At 54.7% G+C, this 21,280-nt stretch carries 16 protein-coding genes and 1 pseudogene; 4 read left to right on the top strand and 13 right to left on the bottom strand.

Annotated features, from left to right (window positions below):
• Nucleotides 1–10: 10 nt before the first annotated feature.
• The 9 genes from lpxK to ACQUTD_RS07845 all read right to left on the bottom strand — a co-directional run bounded on the left by lpxK (nucleotide 11) and on the right by ACQUTD_RS07845 (nucleotide 11,698).
• The gene (gene lpxK, locus ACQUTD_RS07885; RefSeq protein WP_473274977.1) at nucleotides 11–1,006 is read right to left on the bottom strand and encodes a tetraacyldisaccharide 4'-kinase; all 996 of its coding nucleotides are present in this window, start codon (nucleotides 1,004–1,006) and stop codon (nucleotides 11–13) included.
• Entirely contained in the window at nucleotides 1,003–2,751 is a 1,749-nt protein-coding gene (gene msbA / locus ACQUTD_RS07880) for a lipid A ABC transporter ATP-binding protein/permease MsbA (RefSeq protein ID WP_072568033.1), read from the bottom strand. The genes lpxK and msbA overlap by 4 nt, the downstream gene beginning before the upstream one ends.
• A gap of 36 nt (nucleotides 2,752–2,787) precedes the next feature.
• Nucleotides 2,788–5,052, bottom strand: coding sequence for a ComEC family protein (locus ACQUTD_RS07875; protein ID WP_473274978.1), 2,265 nt, complete (start codon nucleotides 5,050–5,052; stop codon nucleotides 2,788–2,790).
• A gap of 218 nt (nucleotides 5,053–5,270) precedes the next feature.
• Nucleotides 5,271–5,558 (bottom strand): integration host factor subunit beta, encoded by a 288-nt coding sequence (gene ihfB, locus ACQUTD_RS07870; RefSeq protein ID WP_072568031.1) that lies wholly within the window; start codon nucleotides 5,556–5,558, stop codon nucleotides 5,271–5,273.
• A 158-nt stretch (nucleotides 5,559–5,716) separates the two neighbouring features.
• Nucleotides 5,717–7,390 (bottom strand): 30S ribosomal protein S1, encoded by a 1,674-nt coding sequence (gene rpsA, locus ACQUTD_RS07865; RefSeq protein ID WP_072568030.1) that lies wholly within the window; start codon nucleotides 7,388–7,390, stop codon nucleotides 5,717–5,719.
• 117 nt (nucleotides 7,391–7,507) lie between these two features.
• Nucleotides 7,508–8,191, bottom strand: a complete 684-nt coding sequence (cmk, locus tag ACQUTD_RS07860) for a (d)CMP kinase (RefSeq protein ID WP_072568029.1) — start codon at nucleotides 8,189–8,191, stop codon at nucleotides 7,508–7,510.
• A gap of 208 nt (nucleotides 8,192–8,399) precedes the next feature.
• The gene (gene aroA / locus ACQUTD_RS07855; RefSeq protein ID WP_473274979.1) at nucleotides 8,400–9,683 is read right to left on the bottom strand and encodes a 3-phosphoshikimate 1-carboxyvinyltransferase; all 1,284 of its coding nucleotides are present in this window, start codon (nucleotides 9,681–9,683) and stop codon (nucleotides 8,400–8,402) included.
• A 72-nt stretch (nucleotides 9,684–9,755) separates the two neighbouring features.
• The gene (gene serC, locus ACQUTD_RS07850) at nucleotides 9,756–10,844 is read right to left on the bottom strand and encodes a 3-phosphoserine/phosphohydroxythreonine transaminase (RefSeq protein ID WP_473274981.1); all 1,089 of its coding nucleotides are present in this window, start codon (nucleotides 10,842–10,844) and stop codon (nucleotides 9,756–9,758) included.
• A 161-nt stretch (nucleotides 10,845–11,005) separates the two neighbouring features.
• Nucleotides 11,006–11,698 (bottom strand): DUF421 domain-containing protein, encoded by a 693-nt coding sequence (locus ACQUTD_RS07845; protein ID WP_318377507.1) that lies wholly within the window; start codon nucleotides 11,696–11,698, stop codon nucleotides 11,006–11,008.
• Nucleotides 11,699–11,836: 138 nt separating this feature from the next.
• On the opposite strand from ACQUTD_RS07845, the gene ycaO reads away from it, so the two are divergent.
• From ycaO to pflA, 4 genes are all read left to right on the top strand, one after another.
• On the top strand, nucleotides 11,837–13,597 hold the full coding sequence (ycaO, locus tag ACQUTD_RS07840; RefSeq protein ID WP_318377506.1) for a 30S ribosomal protein S12 methylthiotransferase accessory factor YcaO: 1,761 nt from the start codon (nucleotides 11,837–11,839) through the stop codon (nucleotides 13,595–13,597).
• A 404-nt stretch (nucleotides 13,598–14,001) separates the two neighbouring features.
• Complete coding sequence (gene focA / locus ACQUTD_RS07835) at nucleotides 14,002–14,859, top strand: formate transporter FocA (RefSeq protein WP_473274983.1); 858 nt, start codon at nucleotides 14,002–14,004, stop codon at nucleotides 14,857–14,859.
• Nucleotides 14,860–14,910: 51 nt separating this feature from the next.
• The gene (gene pflB, locus ACQUTD_RS07830; RefSeq protein ID WP_473274984.1) at nucleotides 14,911–17,193 is read left to right on the top strand and encodes a formate C-acetyltransferase; all 2,283 of its coding nucleotides are present in this window, start codon (nucleotides 14,911–14,913) and stop codon (nucleotides 17,191–17,193) included.
• Between the two features lie 189 nt (nucleotides 17,194–17,382).
• A complete protein-coding gene (pflA, locus tag ACQUTD_RS07825) occupies nucleotides 17,383–18,123 on the top strand; it encodes a pyruvate formate lyase 1-activating protein (RefSeq protein ID WP_072568024.1) in 741 nt (246 codons plus the stop codon).
• A 49-nt stretch (nucleotides 18,124–18,172) separates the two neighbouring features.
• Here the strand turns inward: pflA and ACQUTD_RS07820 are convergent, their stop codons facing one another.
• The 4 genes and pseudogenes from ACQUTD_RS07820 to ACQUTD_RS07805 all read right to left on the bottom strand — a co-directional run.
• A complete protein-coding gene (locus ACQUTD_RS07820) occupies nucleotides 18,173–18,655 on the bottom strand; it encodes an anti-virulence regulator CigR family protein (protein ID WP_473274985.1) in 483 nt (160 codons plus the stop codon).
• Nucleotides 18,656–18,777: 122 nt separating this feature from the next.
• Complete coding sequence (locus tag ACQUTD_RS07815; RefSeq protein ID WP_473274986.1) at nucleotides 18,778–19,926, bottom strand: MFS transporter; 1,149 nt, start codon at nucleotides 19,924–19,926, stop codon at nucleotides 18,778–18,780.
• A gap of 270 nt (nucleotides 19,927–20,196) precedes the next feature.
• Nucleotides 20,197–21,060, bottom strand: a complete 864-nt coding sequence (locus ACQUTD_RS07810) for a DmsC/YnfH family molybdoenzyme membrane anchor subunit (RefSeq protein ID WP_473274987.1) — start codon at nucleotides 21,058–21,060, stop codon at nucleotides 20,197–20,199.
• 1 nt (nucleotide 21,061) lies between these two features.
• Nucleotides 21,062–21,280, bottom strand: a pseudogene (locus tag ACQUTD_RS07805) (dimethyl sulfoxide reductase subunit B); the annotation flags it as partial.

Genomic DNA, 21,280 nt, shown 5'->3' with positions numbered 1-21,280 from the left:
AAGCAGCGCCTCAGGCCGGATGGTTACCCTGCTGCGCCAGCGTAAGCAGTTCCCGGAGAAGTTGTTCGGGTTTGTCTCCCGTAAGCTGTGCATCCACCGGCAGATACCACCAGTGATCTTCAGCAAACGCACGGCACTTCACCGCGTCTTTTTCGGTCATGACCAGCGTCTGACCGGATCCGGTAAAGGCGCTGACCTGAGCATGATCCAGCGCCTGGTGATCGGCAAGCGCAATAGCTTTTTCAGGCTGCACGCCGCAGTCGGCCAGGGTGGCAAAGAAGCGCGGCGGATGACCAATGCCCGCCATCGCAACGACATGCGCCAGTTCGCGCACGTCCCGACGCTCGCCGCTTTTCAGGTTAATCGCCAGACCAGGGTGCAGACGCATCGGGATCTCACCCTGCCGCGCTTCGCCGCCGTTGACGATCACCGCATCCACGCTTTGCAGTCTGGAAGCCCGCTCGCGCATCGGGCCTGCGGGCAGCCACCAGCCATTGCCGAAGCGACGTACGCCGTCGATCACCACAATTTCTTTATCTCTGGCGAGACGGTAGTGCTGCAAACCGTCGTCAGTGACGATGATTTGCACCGGGTAGCGGGCAAGGATCGCCTGCACTGCGTCGGATCGCACCGGCGACACCGCCACTGGCGCGCCGGTGCGCTGGAAAATCAACACTGGCTCATCACCGGCTTCAGCGGTAGCCGTTTGCGGAGTGAGCAGCAGCGGGTAGCGGGCAGCCTTGCCACCATAACCGCGCGAGACGACGCCCACGCGCACGCCACGCTGTTGCAGTTGCTCCACAAGCCAGATCACCACCGGCGTTTTGCCGTTGCCGCCCGCGGTGAGATTCCCCACCACCACCACCGGCACGGGCGCGCGCCAGGATTTATTCAGTCCGATACGGTAGCTCAGGCGGATCGCGCCGCTCACCAGACCATACAGCCAGGAGAGCGGCAGCAGCAGTCGCCACAGCGGCGACTCCCCTGACCAGATGCGGGCTATCATTCGCCGAACTGCATCTTATGCAGCTGAGCGTACACGCCCTGACGGGCAATCAAATCGGCGTGGCTACCGCGTTCGACGATACGTCCGTCTTCCACCACCACAATTTCATCGGCCTGTTCGATGGTCGACAGGCGATGCGCGATAACCATGGAAGTGCGATTTTTTTGCAGTTCATCCAGCGCCGCCTGAATGGCGCGTTCTGATTCGGTGTCCAGCGCCGAGGTGGCTTCATCAAGGATGAGGATCGGGCTATCACGCAGCAGCGCGCGGGCAATGGCGATACGCTGACGCTGACCGCCGGAAAGCAGGACGCCGTTTTCACCAATGATGGTATCGAGACCGTTATCCATCTTATTGATAAAGTCCAGCGCATAGGCCATGCGGGCGGCATTCTCTACCTGCTCGCGGCTGTACTCTTCAGTGCGGGCATAGGCAATGTTATTAGCTACGGTATCATTGAAGAGATGGACATTCTGTGAAACCAGCGCCACCTGATTACGCAGCGACGCCAGGGTGTATTCGCGCAGATCGTGTCCGTCGAGCAGAATTTCCCCTTCGTCGATGTCGTAAAAACGGGTCAGCAGGCTTGCCATGGTCGATTTACCCGACCCGGAGCGCCCGACCAGCGCCACGGTTTTACCCGCCGGAATGGTCAGGTTGATATTACGCAGCGCAGGCGTATCGCGGCCCGGATAGGTGAAGGTGACGTTACGGAATTCGATGTCGCCTTTCGCGCGCTCAAGCTGGCGGGTGCCTTCGTCTTTTTCCTGCTCGCTGTCGAGAATAGAGAACAGCGTCTGACAGGCAGCCATACCTCGCTGGAACTGGGCGTTGACGTTGGTGAGCGATTTCAGCGGACGCATCAGGGCGATCATGGAGGAGAACACCACGGTGATGGTACCGGCCGTGAGGGTTTCCATTACGCTCGGGAAGCTGGCGGCATAGAGTACAAATGCCAGCGCCAGCGAGGCGATCAGCTGAATAATAGGATCGGAAATCGACGATGCGGAGACCATTTTCATGCCCTGCAAACGCATCTTGTTGCTGACCTTATCGAAGCGTTTGGCTTCGACGCCCTGACCACCGAAAATCAGCACTTCTTTGTGGCCTTTCAGCATCTGCTCGGCGCTGGTGGTCACCTGCCCCATGGTGTTCTGCATATTCTTACTGATGCTGCGAAAACGCTTCGACACCACGCGAATAGCGATGGACACAATGGGCGCCAGGACAATAAGAATGAGGGAGAGCTGCCAGCTATAGTAAAACATCAGTACAAACAGCCCGATAATCGAGGCCCCTTCGCGTACGACGGTGATCAGCGCACCGGAGGAGGAGGAAGCCACCTGCTCGGAGTCGTAAGTGATACGGGAGAGCAGCGTCCCGGTAGATTGCTTGTCGAAGAAAGCAACCGGCATCCCCATCATATGACCAAACAGGCGACGACGCATGGTCATCACCACTTTGCCCGACACCCAGGAGATACAGTAACTCGACACATAACTGGTGAGTCCGCGCAGGATCATCAGTCCAATGACCACCAGCGGCATCCACAGCAGCACCGATCGGTCTGTTTTACCAAAGCCTTCGTCCAGTAAAGGTTTGAGGAGCGATAGCATGAAGGTATCGCTGGCTGCGTTGAGGATTAACGCTACACCCGCCACGAGCAGACCCGTTTTGAAAGGTGCAATCATTGGCCAGAGACGGCGGAATGTTTGCCACGTGGAGAGATCTTTGTCGTTATGCATTCAAAAAACCAGCACTTGTTGAAATAGCCGCATATTCTACCTGTTATATCCTGGGACGCCAAACCACTGATGATACCAACGCGGGAAAAGTTGATCCCGTAAGCCTAAGATTTCCCATCCTTCTGCGGAAAAATGGAGGCTGATTTGCCCCTGGTGCGGGGTATCGAACCACTTATATCCCTGCTGTTGGTAACGGCGAACAATCTTTTCTGATGGCAATCGCCAGGCGTTAAAGCGTGACGCTGAGGCCAGTGCCGCGTGTCCTCCTGCCCGTTGCAGCAAGGGCAGCGACGACGATGTGCTGCTGCCATGATGCGGCACCTGAACGACAGTTGCCCGTAAATGCTGCCAGTAATGGCTAAGCATAGATTGCTCTGCGGAAGCTTCAATGTCGCCGGTAAGCAAAATGCTGTTTTTACCGTCGTCCACTTTTACCACGCAGGAGCGGTTGTTTCCCTGAAGGGCAGTACCCGGCAACGGCCAGTGAACGCTGAACGTCAGCCCCTGCCATTGCCAGCGCTGGCCGCGAAAGCACGGCAAATGCCCGGCCTCGTCCAGCGGACTGCGGATCCAGGCCGCTGGCCACGTTTGACGCAGGGTTTCCAGCCCGCCCCGGTGATCGAGATGGTCATGACTGAGGATGATGCCTTCCGGCTGCAGGTGATGCCAGCGCAGCCAGGGCACAATCAGTTGCTGTGCACTGTTGCCGCCCGGCCATGCCAGGCCGGTATCATAGAGAATAGCCTTGCCTTGCCGGGCAACCACCATTGCCAGCCCCTGCCCGACATCCAGCATGTAGACAGACCAGCGGTCTTTGGGCGTGCTTTTCCATAACGGCTGCGCCATCAGCAGCACAGCCGCGGCACAGACAAAGGGCGACGTTTTCCAGATACGCAGACGCCAGATAACTATCATCAGCCAGGGCGCAAATGCCAGCCATTGCCAGCGCCTGTCGATGCTGTACCAGCCATCGGGTAAAGCATTCAGAAAGCCGAACAGCGCCGTCAGCGTGTCATCGGCCCGCGTCCAGATCCAGGCTTCCAGTCCGTTAAAGGCCGTCAGATGCAGCAACATTCCCGCCAGGATCAACGGCACACATACGAAGGTGACGAGCGGCACCGCCAGCAAATTAGCCAACAGGGATGTCAGGCTGATGCCGTGAAACAGCGCCACCTGTAACGGCAGCAGTAATAGCATCATGCCGGTTTGCAGGTGGATCAGGCTTATCATGCTGCGCAGAAATCGTCCGCCGCGAAGCGCGGGCAGCGGTAGCCACTGATACCAGAAGATTAACGCCGCTACCGCGAATGCCGACAGCCACAGGCTTTCCGACAATACCGCAAGCGGATCGATAAACAGGATCGCCGCGAGACAGCAGAGCCAGACGTGCCACGCCGACCATTGCCGTCCTGAAAGCCGCAGCGCCGCCAGCACCGCAAGCGACACTACGGTGCGCAGGGCGGGCGGTTGCAGCCCGGTCAGCCAGGCATATCCTGCCGCGCATAGCAGTCCTGTTAATAAGGGTGCGCGCCAGTCGATCCAGCGCCCCGGCAGTAAGAACTGTATTCCGCGAGCTAACAGCCAGCCGAGCGTGGCCGCAAGAGCAATATGCAGTCCGGATATGGCCATCAGATGTGCAGTGCCGGTCTGTCGCATAATCGCTTTCACCGGGGCATCCAGTGCCCTTCGCTCCCCCATTCCTAATGCCAGCAGCACCGCTCGCCAGCGTGCTTTTTCAAGCGTTGCGTCAAGGGAAGCCAGATACTGCGCCCGCAGGCTACAACGGGCATCAAGCACGTTTGCCCGGGTGAAGCGCCCGGTGACAGGCTTGTGTGTGGCCAGGGCGTAGCGCTGAGTATCAAATCCCCCGTCGTTAAGCTGACCGTGAACCGGGCGCACCCTGAGGGTCATCTCCCATAATTGTCCGGCACAGGCAGGCTGCGGCAGGTATTCGCCGTAAAGCATGATCCCCGGGGCAGGATACAGAGCTTTCCCGTTCAGCCGTTCTATCACGCCGCGGTGCGTAGTGACGTTATCGGTACCGGTAAGACGCACTTCCGCCTGCCGGACGCGTCCGGGCAGGTGCTCTGTCGGCCAGAGGGCTTCTTTAGCGGCAAGCATCCCCCACGCCATAAACAGCAGCCATAGCCCGATATAACCTGAGCGGCGATTGCGGCAAACGCCTGCCAAACAACCGACAAAGATCATAATGAAGATGCTGTTAAGATCCGGCAGTTTTGGCAACCACAGCAGTGGCGTTATCGCGGTCAGCAGACACAGGGCAATTCCTGGCAAATGCATCCCCACCTCCTTGTTGCAGGTAGTGTGCTTAAACCAGCGTGAGATGTCGGGCAGGCGTTTGCGGATTTACGGCGAAGGCCGGGAAGATTTTATCGGTTTACAGCAATGGCGCTTTAAAAATGCGGCGCGGGTTCCGGAGAGATGTACCACCCATGAAAAAAGCACCTCAGTGGGTGCTTTTTTCAGGTCATTAAGTTTTCGCTTATCAGCAGTAAAACTTAATTTTCATAAATGTTGGCGCGGTCACGTAATTCTTTACCCGGCTTAAAGTGTGGGACATATTTGCCTTCCAGATCCACTTTGTCGCCTGTCTTTGGGTTACGTCCGGTGCGGGGTGCACGATAGTGCAGAGAGAAACTGCCGAAACCGCGGATCTCAATGCGCTCGCCCTGTGCAAGAGTCGAGGCCATATGCTCCAGCATCTCTTTCACCGCATCTTCAACAGCCTTTGCCGGGATATGCGATTGCTGGGTGGCAAGTCTTTCGATCAATTCTGACTTGGTCATGATTCCTCCGGTTTCCTTAGTAAGGAAAATTAGCTAACAGCTTATTAAACAAGGGCGGCCGTAGCCGCCCTTTGTTATTGATTACAGGACGAATCCTGCAATCTGTCAAGCTACTCGTCATCCTTCATGCGTTAGCACAAAAGATAGAGAGTACCTGATTACTCGCCTTTAGCTGCTTTGAACGCTTCAGCCATCGCGTTGGAGAAGTTGCTTTCTTCCTGTTTGTTGTTAACAGTAGCGATTGCATCTTTCTCGTCAGCTTCGTCTTTCGCACGAACAGACAGGCTAACTACGCGGTTTTTACGGTCAACACCGGTGAATTTAGCTTCAACGTCGTCGCCTACGTTCAGAACCAGAGTTGCATCTTCAACGCGGTCACGGGACGCTTCAGAAGCGCGCAGGTAACCTTCAACGCCGTCAGCCAGTTCTACGGTTGCGCCTTTAGCGTCAACTGCAGTCACTTTACCGTTTACGATTGCGCCTTTCTTGTTCAGAGCAACGTAGTTGTTGAACGGATCTTCTGCGAGCTGTTTAACGCCCAGGGAGATACGCTCACGCTCTGCGTCAACCTGCAGAACAACGGCTGCGATTTCGTCGCCTTTTTTGTATTCACGAACTGCTTCTTCGCCTGTAACGTTCCAGGAGATGTCAGACAGGTGAACCAGGCCGTCGATGCCGCCGTCCAGGCCGATGAAGATACCGAAGTCAGTGATAGACTTGATTTTACCTTCAACACGGTCGCCTTTGTTGTGCGTCTCAGCAAACAGCTGCCATGGGTTAGATTTGCACTGCTTCAGACCCAGGGAGATACGACGACGTTCTTCGTCGATATCCAGAACCATAACTTCCACTACATCGCCAACGTTAACAACTTTGGACGGGTGGATGTTTTTGTTGGTCCAATCCATTTCGGAAACGTGAACCAGGCCTTCAACGCCTTCTTCGATTTCAACGAAGCAGCCGTAGTCGGTCAGGTTGGTCACGCGACCAGTCAGTTTGGTACCTTCCGGATAACGCTTAGCGATAGCTACCCACGGATCTTCGCCCAGCTGTTTCAGGCCCAGAGATACACGAGTACGCTCGCGGTCGAACTTCAGCACTTTAACAGTGATTTCGTCGCCAACGTTTACGATTTCGCTCGGATGCTTAACGCGTTTCCATGCCATGTCAGTGATGTGCAGCAGGCCGTCAACGCCACCCAGATCAACGAATGCACCGTAGTCAGTGAGGTTCTTAACGATACCTTTAACTTCCATGCCTTCTTGCAGGTTTTCAAGCAGCTGATCGCGCTCAGCGCTGTTCTCAGACTCGATAACCGCACGACGGGAAACAACCACGTTGTTGCGTTTCTGATCAAGCTTGATAACTTTGAACTCAAGCTCTTTGCCTTCGAGGTGCAGAGTATCGCGAACCGGACGCACGTCTACCAGGGAACCCGGCAGGAACGCACGAATACCGTTCAGCTCAACAGTGAAGCCACCTTTAACTTTGCCGTTGATAACACCAACAACAGTTTCAGCGTCTTCGTATGCTTTTTCCAGCGTGATCCAAGCTTCATGACGTTTAGCTTTCTCACGGGACAGCAGAGTTTCACCGAAGCCGTCTTCGACTGCGTCCAGCGCAACGTCAACTTCGTCACCAACCTGAATTTCCAGTTCGCCCTGGGCGTTCTTGAACTGCTCAGCCGGGATGGCGGACTCAGATTTCAGACCGGCATCAACCAGTACGATATCTTTATCGATAGCAACAACAACACCACGAACGATGGAACCCGGACGGGTTTCGATTGTTTTTAAGGATTCTTCAAATAGTTGAGCAAAAGATTCTGTCATATTGATAATCTTCAGGATTCTTCAATTTAACGTCCATCTGGCTTCATGCCGGATGGGGTTGTTTCACATGCCTGCTCACACTCCATTGCAGCAGGTACTTCGGAATTTGGTCGCTAATTAAGCGAGCGCCAGCTTTTCGCGGGCGTATTGTAGCGCTTTTTCAATCACTTGCTCAATGCTTAAACTGGTCGAATCCAGAACTAATGCATCAGCAGCCGGCACTAACGGCGCCACAGGCCGGTTACGGTCGCGATCGTCGCGTTCCTTTATCTCGGCCAAAAGGCGTTCAAAGTTAACACTAAAGCCATTCTCCTGCAACTGTAGCATGCGGCGATGCGCACGTTCTTCCGAGGAGGCGTCGAGGAAAATCTTCACCGGCGCGTCGGGGAAAACCACCGTGCCCATGTCGCGGCCGTCGGCGATAAGTCCCGGGGCATCGCGGAAGGCGCGCTGACGACGAAGCAAGGCTTCACGTACACGTGGGAACGCCGCGATTTGCGAGGCGGCGCTGGCCACTTCCTGGGTGCGGATCTCGCCGCTCACGTCTTCCCCTTCGAGGATCACTTCCAGATTGCCATTGGTAGAGACAAAGCGGACATCCAGGTGGGCTGCCAGCGGAACCAGGACATCTTCCGAGGTCACATCAACGTGGTGATGTAATGCCGCCAATGCCAGCACGCGATAAATTGCGCCTGAATCCAGCAGATGCCATTGCAATGTTTCCGCCATCGCTTTGCACAGCGTACCTTTACCTGCGCCGCTTGGCCCATCAATGGTGATTACCGGGGCAATTGCCGTCATCTTTTTCTCCTTAATAAAGGCATACCGTTAACGTGAACGCCGCGCATTATACGCTGCAACGCGAATGACCGTTACTGTCGCGTGAAAATAACCAAAAGCGTAATAACGGTGGGGAGAAGAATGGCGCAAGTATAGAGGGCTGACAGAAAGTCAGCCCGGAAAGAGACAATTTTTTACTTTTTAACCACAGTGGCGGGCTTGTCGCCCTTTATGCCAGCGTACTGATGCGCGCCAGCTGTTCGAAATAATCCGGGAAGGTTTTCGCCGTACATTTCGGATCGAGAATGGTGACCGGCGTGTCGGACAGCGCCACCAGCGAGAAACACATGGCCATACGGTGATCGTTATAGGTGCCGATTTCGGCCGCGGTTAACGAGGCCGGCGGCGTGATACGAATATAATCTTCGCCCTCCTCCACCTCTGCGCCCACTTTGCGGAGTTCGGTCGCCATCGCAAACAGACGGTCGGTCTCTTTTACGCGCCAGTTGTAGATGTTGCGCAGCGTCGTGGTGCCGCGGGCAAACAGCGCTGCCGTGGCGATGGTCATTGCCGCATCCGGGATATGATTCATATCCATATCCACTGCATTCAGCTCACCACGGGTGCAGGCAATGTAATCATCGCCCCACTCCACGGTCGCGCCCATTTTTTCCAGCACGTCCGCAAAACGGATATCGCCCTGCACGCTGTTGCGGCCAATGCCGGTGACTTTTACCGTCCCGCCTTTGATGGCACCCGCCGCAAGGAAATAAGAGGCTGAAGAGGCATCGCCTTCTACCAGATAATGTCCTGGCGACTGGTAACGCTGGGCACCGCGTACCACAAAGCGCTGATAATTCTCGTTATCCACCGTCACACCGAAGGTTTTCATCAGATGCAGGGTGATGTCGATGTACGGCTTAGATACCAGATCGCCTTTAATGGTGATAAAGGTATCCTGCGCCGCCAGCGGCGCGGTCATCAGCAGTGCGGTTAAAAACTGACTGGAGACGCTGCCGTCAACTTCAATCTCGCCGCCAGCGAAACCACCGCGTAAACGCAGCGGCGGGTAATTTTCCTGCTCCAGATAGTCGATCTGCGCGCCGCCCTGACGCAGGGCGTCCACCAGATGCCCGATAGGACGCTCTTTCATACGCGGCTCGCCGGTCAGCACCAGATCGTTGTCTCCCAGACAAAGCGCCGCCGCCAGCGGACGCATCGCCGTACCGGCGTTACCTAAAAATAACTCCAGCTTTTCAGCGGAAACTAACGGGCCGCCTGCGCCTGTCACTTCACAGCGGGTACGATCGTCGGACAGCCTGTACTGCACCCCCAACGCGCTCAGGGCATTGAGCATATGGCGAACGTCATCACTGTCCAGCAGGTTGGTCAGAACAGTGGTGCCGTGCGCCAGTGCGGCCAGCAGCAACGCGCGGTTGGAGACGCTTTTTGAACCTGGCAGATTGATGGTGCCATTAACACGCGCGATGGGTTGTAACGTCAGGGATTCCATGAAGCTTAACTCTCAAAAAAACGGAATAAAAACCCCGCAGTCAGGCTGCGGGGGTAGCGATGGGATGCGGGATTAACCGTGGCGGCGTTCGAAATCCGTCATGAAGTCGGTCAGCGCCTGAACACCTTCCAGCGGCATGGCGTTATAAATCGAGGCGCGCATACCGCCCACGACGCGGTGGCCTTTCAGCGCATGTAAACCGGCGGCGAAGGACTCTTCAAGGAACAGCTTATCAAGCTGGCTGTCGGCCAGCTGGAAAGGCACGTTCATGCGCGAGCGGTTAGCGACGGCCACATCGTTGCGGTAGAAGTCGCTGTTATCGATGACGCCGTACAGCAGGCTGGCTTTTTGCTGATTGATGTGGTCCATGGCCGTGACGCCGCCATTCTTTTTCAACCATTTGAACACCAGCCCTGACAGATACCAGGCAAAGGTCGGCGGAGTGTTAAACATGGAGTCGTTATCGTTTAACACAGTGTAATCGAGGATCGATGGACAGGCGGGATGCGCTTTGCCGAGCAGATCTTCACGTACGATCACCAGCGTCAGTCCGGCCGGGCCGATATTTTTCTGCGCGCCGGCGTAAATCACGCCGAAGCGGCTGACATCCAGCGGCGAGGAGAGAATGGTCGAGGATAAATCCGCGGTTACCACGACGTCGCGCCCGAAATCCGGAGTCTCATGAATGGCGATACCGTCGATGGTTTCGTTCGGGCAATAATGCATATACGCGGCGTTATCACTGAGCTGCCACTCACGCATCGGCTTCACAGCACGCAGACCGTCAACGGTAGTTTTAGCGTCAATAACGTTTGGGGTGCAGTATTTTTTCGCCTCTTTTACCGCGCTTGCCGCCCAGTAACCGGCATCGACATAATCGGCAGTGGTTTTATCGCCGAGGATATTCAGCGGGATACCGGCGAACTGACCGCGACCGCCGCCGTGACAGAATAAAACTTTATAGTTTGAGGGGATGTTCAGCAGATCGCGAAAATCCTGTTCTGCTTCTTCTGCCACCTGAATAAATTCTTTTCCACGGTGGCTGATTTCCATTACCGATGTGCCAAGACCGTTCCAGTCGCACAACTCCTGTTGCGCCTGTTTAAGCACCTCTGCCGGTAAAACCGCCGGACCTGAACTGAAATTAAAGACCTGAGCCATTTCCCCTCACCACGCTGATAGCAATAAGTTATTCCTGTGACATCGGTTTTACCATTCAGTGACAGGTGTCGCAACGGGTAATGGTGGACAGCCCGGAATTGTGGGCGTTATCACATAGCACAATGTCCGGGCTTGCTGATTTTCGCTGGATAAAAAAGCTGTCAGGTAATGCGTACCGCGCGGCTCGCTCTTGACCATTCCGGATGGGCGCAGCGCGGGCATAACAGCCGCTGACCCGCCTTCATCCTGATAACTTCGCTACAGCGCACACAGGCATAATCATCTTCGTCAGGAATGGTGGTGAAACGGGGATTCCATTCCGGCGGCAGAATGCACAGCCCAGGCCGCACTTCATTATCAGGATAATAATAGAGGCTGATCTGACCGTTGGTTTCCATGATCGCCAGCTTGACCTGGCCCAGTTGCTCGACGCCGTTCACGCGCAGTTCCATGAAAAACTCAAATTCGGTCAGGTTTTCTTTTTGCAGTTTTTCCCACGCCAGTTCGCCCTCTTCGATGACGATCACCGCTTTGCCTTCCAGCAGATCCTCCAGCTTTTCACTGTGCGCCATCAGCCACATCACCAGCCGGTAAAGCGCCGCCAGCGAAACGAAAACAATAAATACCGGCAGCATGGGGACATCATCATAAAACGCCACGTCGCCCGCTGCCGACCCGAGGGTCAGAATAATGAGCACTTCAAACAGCGACATCTGCCTGACGCCACGCCGCCCGGTGAGTTTGAGGAACAGGAAGACCAGTACAAAGGTATAGGCGCTACGCAGTGCCACTTCTCCCAGAAATTCCATCGGCACTTTATCAAGCAACATGCGGTGAAGATCAAACGCTTTCATTTTATTCATCCTGAACAGTACGTTAGTGAGTATAAGCATAGTGGGAAGTTTTATTTTTGCCGCCCGGCTTACTTCGATAGCGCCTGTCACGCAAAACCCGTATCATTGCGCGCTTTCCGTACGAATAAAGTGAAGACAATGACGCAAACATTTATCCCCGGCAAAGATGCCGCTCTGGAAGATTCCATCGCCCGCTTCCAGCAAAAACTGCTCGATCTCGGCTTCGATATAGAAGAAGCCTCCTGGCTGAATCCGGTTCCGAACGTCTGGTCTGTGCACATCCGGGATAAAGCCTGCTCACTGTGCTTTACCAACGGCAAAGGCGCGACCAAAAAGGCGGCGCTGGCTTCCGCGCTGGGCGAATATTTCGAACGCCTCTCCACCAACTATTTCTTTGCCGACTTCTGGCTGGGCGATGCCATCGCCAATGGCCCGTTCGTTCATTACCCTAACGAAAAATGGTTCCCGCTGCCGGAAGACGATGAACTGCCGGAAGGCATTCTCGACGAGCGTCTGCGCGCGTTCTACGATCCGGAAAACGAACTGACCGCCAGCATGCTGATTGATTTGCAGTCCGGCAATGAAGAGCGCGGGATCTGCGGCCTGCCGTTCACCCGTCAGTCCGATCAGCAGACGGTTTATATTCCTATGAACATTGTTGGCAACCTGTACGTGTCTAACGGTATGTCTGCCGGTAATACCGCCAACGAAGCCCGCGTACAGGGTCTGTCTGAGGTGTTTGAGCGCCATATCAAAAACCGCATCATCGCCGAAAGCATCAGCCTGCCGGAAATCCCGGCTGACGTTCTGGCGCGCTATCCGGGCGTGGTGGCATCTATTGAAACGCTGGAAGCCGAAGGTTTCCCGATATTCGCGTATGACGCCTCGCTGGGCGGTAAATATCCGGTGATCTGCGTCGTGCTGTTTAACCCGGCTAACGGCACCTGCTTCGCCTCTTTCGGCGCGCACCCGGACTTTGGCGTGGCCCTTGAGCGTACTGTGACCGAGCTGTTGCAGGGACGCGGACTGAAAGATCTCGACGTCTTTACGCCGCCAACCTTTGATGATGAAGAAGTGGCTGAACATGCGAATCTCGAAACGCACTTTATCGATTCCAGCGGTCTGATCTCCTGGGACATGTTCAAACAGGATGCGGATTATCCGTTCGTGGACTGGAGCTTTGCCGGCACCACCGAAGAAGAGTTTGCCACCCTGATGGCTATCTTTAAGGCGGAAGATAAAGAAGTCTATATCGCCGACTACGAGCACCTGAGCGTGTACGCCTGCCGCATCATCGTGCCGGGGATGTCTGATATTTATCCGGCGGAAGATCTGTGGCTGGCGAATAACAGCATGGGCGCGCACCTGCGTGAGACTCTGCTGGCGCTGCCGGGCAGCGCGTGGGAAAAAGAAGATTATCTCAATCTGATCGCGCAGCTGGATGAAGAAGGCCATGACGATTTCACCCGCGTGCGTGAACTGCTGGGTATCGCCACGGGTAAAGATAATGGCTGGTACACGCTGCGCATCGGCGAACTGAAAGCGATGCTGGCGCTGGCGGGTGGCGACACCGAGCAGGCGCTGATCTGGACGGAATGGACGATGGAGTTCAACGCCTCGATCTTTACCCCGGAACGCGCCAACTATTACCGCTGCCTGCAAACGCTGTTGCTGCTGACGCAGGAAGAGGATCGCGAGCCGCTGCAATATCTGCACGCTTTTGTGCGCATGTACGGCGCAGAGGCCGTGGAAGCGGCCAGCGCGGCGCTGAGCGGTGAAGCGCCCTTCTATGGCCTGCAGGCCGCCGATGGCACATTGACCGCCTTCCCGGCGCATCAGTCTCTGTTACAGGCATATGAGAAGTTGCAGCGCGCGAAAGCGGCCTACTGGACAAAATAAGCAGAAATAACATTACAACCTGTAGGCGTAAACGCAGGTTCAGGCTATATTACGGGGCGATTAAATCGCCCCTTTTTTTTATTATTTTGTAATGAACCGCAAATGTAATAATTAAGTTAATTATGGGTGAATATTATTATCGACACCCAGCCGAATTGTTACTTTTTTAAGTCATTACTCCATATTAATTAACTGTCAGCCGGGAGAGCATATAATTTTTTTCAACACTTTTAATAAACTTTAAAATTTATTTTTATTTGGATAATCAACACGTTACTCCGTATTTGCCGAAAAACCATGCGCTTTACGGGCCTATAAGCCAGGCGAGATATGATCCACATCAATTTCTCTTCTATAATGCTTTGTTAGTATCTCGTCGCCGACTTAATAAAGAGAGAGTTAGTGTGAAAGCTGACAACCCTTTTGATCTATTGCTACCAGCTGCTATGGCGAAAGTTGCCGAGGAAGCCGGTGTCTATAAAGCAACGAAACTTCCGCTGACCACCTTTTATCTGGCGATCACCGCGGGCGTATTCATCTCCATCGCTTTCGTGTTCTACATCACTGCCACGACCGGCACCGCGACTATGCCGTTCGGTATCGCCAAACTGATTGGCGGCATATGTTTTTCACTGGGGCTGATCCTGTGCGTTATCTGCGGCGCCGACCTGTTTACTTCAACGGTACTGATTGTCGTCGCGAAAGCCAGCGGACGCATCACCTGGGGCCAGCTCGCCCGGAACTGGGTTAACGTTTATGTCGGCAACCTGATTGGTGCGCTATTATTCGTACTGTTGATGTGGTTATCTGGTGAATATATGGTCGCTAACGGTGGCTGGGGACTCAACCTCCTGCAAACCGCCGATCATAAAATGCATCACACTTTTGTCGAAGCCGTGGCTCTCGGGATCCTGGCAAACCTGATGGTCTGTCTGGCGGTATGGATGAGTTACTCCGGCCGCAGCCTGATGGATAAAGCCCTCATCATGGTTCTGCCCGTCGGTATGTTTGTCGCCAGCGGCTTTGAACACAGTATTGCAAATATGTTTTTGATCCCACTGGGTATCGTAATTCGTCATTTTGCAGCGCCGGAGTTCTGGACCGCGGTCGGTTCGACTCCAGAAAGTTTTTCTCATCTGACAGTGATGAACTTCATAACAGATAACCTGATCCCGGTAACCATCGGGAACATTATCGGCGGGGGTTTACTTGTTGGGTTGACATACTGGGTCATTTACCTGCGTGGCGACGACCATCATTAATGGTTGCCTCAGGCAGTAAATAAAAAATCCACTTAAGAAGGTAGGTATCATATGTCCGAGCTTAATGAAAAGTTAGCCACAGCCTGGGAAGGTTTTGCGAAAGGTGACTGGCAGAACGAAGTCAACGTACGCGACTTTATCCAGAAAAACTACACGCCTTACGAGGGTGACGAATCCTTCCTGGCCGGCGCCACTGAAGCTACCACCTCGCTTTGGGACAAAGTGATGGAAGGCGTGAAGCTGGAAAACCGCACTCACGCACCTGTTGATTTCGACACCTCAATTGCCTCCACCATTACTTCTCATGATGCTGGCTACATCAACAAAAACCTTGAGAAAATCGTTGGTCTGCAAACTGAAGCGCCTCTGAAACGTGCGATCATCCCGTTCGGCGGCATCAAAATGGTTGAAGGTTCCTGCAAAGCGTACAACCGCGAGCTGGACCCGATGCTGAAAAAAATCTTCACCGAATACCGTAAAACCCATAACCAGGGCGTGTTCGATGTTTACACCAAAGACATCCTGAACTGCCGTAAATCCGGTGTGCTGACCGGTCTGCCGGACGCCTATGGCCGTGGCCGTATCATCGGTGACTATCGTCGCGTTGCGCTGTACGGCATCGACTTCCTGATGAAAGACAAATACGCCCAGTTCCTGTCCCTGCAGGACAAACTGGAAAACGGCATTGATCTGGAAGCGACTATCCGTCTGCGCGAAGAAATCGCCGAACAGCACCGTGCTCTGGGCCAGATCAAAGAGATGGCTGCTAAATACGGCTGCGATATTTCTGCTCCGGCAAAAAATGCGCAAGAAGCGGTACAGTGGACTTACTTCGGCTACCTGGCCGCTGTGAAATCCCAGAACGGCGCAGCAATGTCCTTCGGTCGTGTTTCCACCTTCCTCGACGTGTACTTTGAGCGCGACCTGAAAGCGGGCAAAATCACCGAACAAGAAGCTCAGGAACTGATTGACCACCTGGTCATGAAACTGCGTATGGTTCGCTTCCTGCGTACCCCTGAGTATGATGAACTGTTCTCCGGCGACCCGATTTGGGCAACTGAATCTATCGGTGGTATGGGCGTTGATGGCCGTACTCTGGTCACCAAAAACAGCTTCCGTTTCCTGAACACCCTGTACACCATGGGTCCGTCTCCGGAACCAAACATCACCGTGCTGTGGTCAGAAAAACTGCCGATGGCCTTCAAAAAATACGCAGCGAAAGTGTCTATCGATACTTCCTCCCTGCAGTATGAAAATGATGACCTGATGCGTCCTGACTTCAACAACGACGACTACGCGATCGCTTGCTGCGTAAGCCCGATGGTTGTTGGTAAGCAAATGCAGTTCTTCGGCGCTCGCGCTAACCTCGCAAAAACCATGCTGTACGCTATCAACGGCGGCGTTGATGAAAAAATGAAAATCCAGGTGGGTCCGAAGTCTGAACCTATTAAAGGCGATGTCCTGAACTTCGACGAAGTGCTGGATCGCATGGATCACTTCATGGACTGGCTGGCTAAACAGTACGTTACCGCACTGAACATCATCCATTACATGCACGACAAGTACAGCTACGAGGCCTCTCTGATGGCGCTGCACGACCGTGACGTTATCCGCACCATGGCGTGTGGTATCGCAGGTCTGTCCGTTGCGGCTGACTCCCTGTCTGCAATCAAATATGCGAAAGTCACCCCGGTGCGTGACGAAGACGGTCTGGCGATCGACTTCAAAATCGAAGGTGAATACCCGCAGTTTGGTAACAACGATGCTCGCGTAGATGACCTGGCGGTTGACCTGGTTGAACGTTTCATGAAGAAAATTCAGAAACTGACTACCTACCGTAACGCTATCCCGACGCAGTCTGTTCTGACCATCACCTCTAACGTTGTGTATGGTAAGAAAACCGGTAACACCCCGGATGGTCGTCGTGCTGGCGCGCCGTTTGGACCAGGTGCTAACCCGATGCACGGCCGTGACCAGAAAGGCGCCGTTGCCTCTCTGACTTCCGTTGCAAAACTGCCGTTCGCTTACGCTAAAGATGGTATCTCTTACACCTTCTCTATCGTACCGAATGCGCTGGGTAAAGATGACGAAGTGCGTAAAACCAACCTGGCAGGCCTGATGGATGGTTACTTCCATCACGAGTCTACCATCGAAGGCGGTCAGCACCTGAACGTCAACGTCATGAACCGTGAAATGCTGCTCGACGCGATGGAAAACCCGGAAAAATATCCGCAGCTGACCATTCGTGTATCCGGCTACGCGGTACGTTTTAACTCCCTGACTAAAGAACAGCAGCAGGACGTTATTACCCGTACCTTCACCCAGACCATGTAATTTCATGTCCGGCTGAAAAAGCGTACAATAAAGGCTCCACTTATGTGGGGCCTTTTTAACAGATCCCTCTCTCCATCAAGCCTGCTTTGCCAAGTGTCTATTCAGGCCATTGCCAAAACAGACTTAACACAGCCGGTTTGAGCTGTGCAATACAAGCCCGGGACGGGCTACACCTGGAGATACATCGCAATGTCAGTGATCGGTCGCATTCACTCCTTTGAATCCTGTGGCACCGTAGATGGCCCGGGCATTCGCTTTATCACCTTCTTTCAGGGCTGCCTGATGCGCTGCCTGTACTGCCATAACCGTGACACCTGGGACACGCACGGCGGTAAAGAAATTACCGTCGAGGAGCTGATGAAAGAAGTGGTGACCTACCGCCACTTTATGAACGCGTCAGGCGGCGGCGTGACCGCGTCCGGCGGCGAGGCCATTCTCCAGGCTGAATTTGTACGTGACTGGTTCCGCGCCTGTCACAAGGAAGGTATTCATACCTGCCTCGATACCAATGGCTTTGTGCGTCGTTACGATCCGGTCATTGATGAACTGCTGGAAGTCACCGACCTGGTGATGCTCGATCTGAAACAGATGAACGATGAGATCCACCAGAATCTGGTGGGCGTCTCCAATCACCGTACGCTGGAGTTTGCTCAGTATCTGTCGAAGAAAAACATTAAGGTCTGGATCCGCTATGTGGTGGTGCCCGGCTGGTCGGACGATGATGATTCCGCCCACCGCTTAGGTGAGTTTACCCGCGACATGGGCAATGTTGAGAAAATCGAACTGCTCCCCTATCACGAGCTGGGCAAACATAAGTGGGTGGCGATGGGCGAAGAGTACAAGCTTGATGGTGTACATCCGCCGAAAAAAGAGACCATGGAGCGCGTGAAAGGCATCCTTGAACAGTATGGTCACAAGGTCATGTACTAAGCTTGATAAAAACAAAAAGCCCGGTGCCGCACAGCGACCGGGCTTTTTTTTATTCAAACACGCCGTTGATGACTGCCGTCACAATGGCCGTGCTCAGTGCAATCAATACCAGATCGTCACCGGCGATACGCCATTCATAACCGGGGTAAGCAGGCAGTTCCCCCAGCATAGAAGACGGCACCATTTTTTTGGCAATGCCCGGCGGCAGAGGCTTACCGCGCGCCAGGTTTTTGGCAATACCAGGCGGCAGTGAACGGTAACCCGTCAGGCCATGATTCACCGCCAGCGAACGGGCGCGATCGTAACTCAGCCGGACAGAGACATCATCGCTGACGTTTTTCTTGTCTGCCCCGCCCCGGTTGCCATGGTCATTTTTCTGTTTATTCCCATGATCCGCGTTACCGTGATTGCCGCTGTTACCGTGATTGCCGTTGCCATTCCCGTTACCAGGGTTAGCCATGCCCGGTGCGGAAACAAAGGACAGGGATAAAACGACTGCCAGCGCGAGGGTATTAAAACGACGAGTGTGCATAATTGCCGCCTTATTCAGAGTGTACTCGTGACAATTATCGTCCGTTCCGCTTTACAAAAACAGGAAAGAAATCCTGGAAAGCAGCCGTAAAAAAGCCTGTCATGGACAGGCTTTTTTATTTATCAGGCGTGAGCCACTGGCGTTGGATGCTGACCTGCTTTACGCAGCAGCATCAGCAGATAGATAAAGGAGACGCTGGCGATCATGATAAACAGCAAATTATCGGAATAACTTTGCATCAGCATGGCGGTGAAGGTCGGGCCGAACAGACTGCCGACGGTGTAGCTGAGCAGAAGCGCCTGATTCATCGCCACCAGCTGATGATGTTCGACCTTTTCGCAGGCCCAGGCCATCGCCACCGGATAGAGCGTGAACCCCGCCGCGCCGAGGACAAACAGCGCCGGTGCCATCGCCGCATTGCTGAGCATAGCCAGACATCCCATAATCACCACAAAAACCTGCACCCGTAACACCAGCAGACGCCCAAAGCGATCCGCCAGTCGGCCAATCGGCCACTGTCCGAGAATACCGGCGCTGACCATCACGGCCATCCAGAAGCCAATCCCGGCATCACTCACACCGCGGTGGTTCAGCCAGAGCGGCATGAGGCCGTACAGCGAACCCAGCACGATGCCGGAAATAATACAGCCGTTAACCCCAAGCCGCGCCTGACGCAGACGCAGCATCGGCCAGACGCTGGTGGTTTCCTGATGTTCGCTGTTCTGATCGACAATACGGGTGAACAGCAGCGGCAGAATAGCCGCCAGCACGATACCGGTCACCCACGGCAGGACATGCATCAGCTCGGTGGACAGTTTGCTGACCATCAGTTGTCCCAGCACCGTACCGATGTAATAGACCATCATATAGGCGGCCAGCAGGCGGCCACGATTGCGCGACGTGCCGCTGCACATCAGCGCGCTTTCCACCACCACCCAGATCATGGCGCAGCCAATACCGGCGATGAAGCGCCACAGCATCCAGTTCCAGAAGCCGACCATCAGACCGAGGCCGACGCAGCCGCTGGCGAACACCAGCGACGCGATGTAATAGCTACGGTTAAACCCCATGCGTTTAATCAGCCGCCCGGTCAACAGGGTACCGACAAGGTTGCCGGTAAAAAAGGCAGAGCCGACCATACCAACCTGCCATACCGGAAGGTTTTCATGGGCGAGCCAGAGCGGGACGAGCGTGTTCAGCGTTGCGATCGCCAGCGTCAGCAGTAACAGGCCGCAGAGCAGTAACAGCACCGGCCGGGTATAAGTAAACATGGATGAAAAACCGTGAGGATGATCAGAATTCGAGCGCATCATGCCACCGGCAAAAACTTTGTCAATCTACGGAAAATGGCGCTGCGGGCGTTTTAGAGGGCGTCGATTGAATTTACTCATCTAACGGAGCGGGTAAGGCAAGAGGAAAGTGAATAGCGTGATGTTTTATATGAGTTATTTCCGGGATATGCCGGTACATTCAGTTGAAATATTTCATGGTGAAAAAACGGTAAAACCGGCGGTTAGCCCCCCGGTTTTACCCTGATGACGTCAGCCAGCCACCGCCATGCCGACCGTCATGTGTAAACCATAAAAAATGCCGCGCGCGATCATCTCCCCTGCCAGCACCAGCAAGAATGCCAGCGACAGCAGCGGCACGGCAGGCTGGCGGTTTTTAAGCTGTGGGACGATCCATACTGCCAGCGCCACCAGCAACAGCACGACGCGCCAGGCCATCAGGGTACCGTATTCCGGCACCAGCGCCGCAGCCTGCTGCACAGAGCTGGAAATCGCTGCCAGTTCATGGCCCTGCATCAGGCCAGCCACAAGGCTGATTATGATCGCCAGCAGCGTCACCGCTGGCAGCGCGCGCATGCCACATGCCCGAAACCCGGCCAACCGTAACAGCAGATACCCTAACAGCGGCCCGGCAATCAGCATAGTCAGGAAAAAGCCCAGCGGGGTCCACAGACTGTACCAGGTAGGTATGGTGTCGATGCTGTCATACACCCTGGCCATCATCCAGACAAACGTCAGCCCCAGCAGCGAGGTGATCACCAGCCAGACGCGTAACAGCGCGGGCGGCATCTTTTTCATCATCGCCAGCAGCCAGCCGCATCCGCCCACGGCAAAGAACAGCGCACCGCTGGCAATTTCGTTACTGAGCGCTGAATGCCCAATGCGATTGAGCGCATTAAAGGCGCGCAGGGGCGATCCCAGATGCAGGGTCGAGGCCACAAAGGCCAGCCCCATTAACACCCACAGGCCGGTCATGGCGGTGAAGATGCGTTGCCGTTGCAACGATGTCGTCTCAAAACGCAGCAGCGCGACGGCGAGGACGATAAATCCACCGACCACGCACTGACCAAACACGGTAAAAATCATCAGCGGCCATTCATGCCATCCGTTGCCCATCTCACACCTCCTGCGGGTTAGCCAGAAAGCCGGTTTTATCCCCGGTGGGACGGCTGTTGGCGTTGGGTTTGATCACGATATTCGGCTTTGTAAAATGCCCGGACGGCAGCGGGGCGACGGCATCAAGACTGCCGTATTTTTCACGCAGCTCGTCAACGGGCGCAAAGTCCAGCGCGCGCAGCGGGCAGGACTCGACGCAGATCGGCTTTTTGCCCTCCGT

Source organism: Enterobacter sp. K510, from assembly GCF_055804875.1.
Note: the sequence above shows the minus strand (reverse complement) of the source record. Positions and strands in the feature narration are given on the sequence as shown.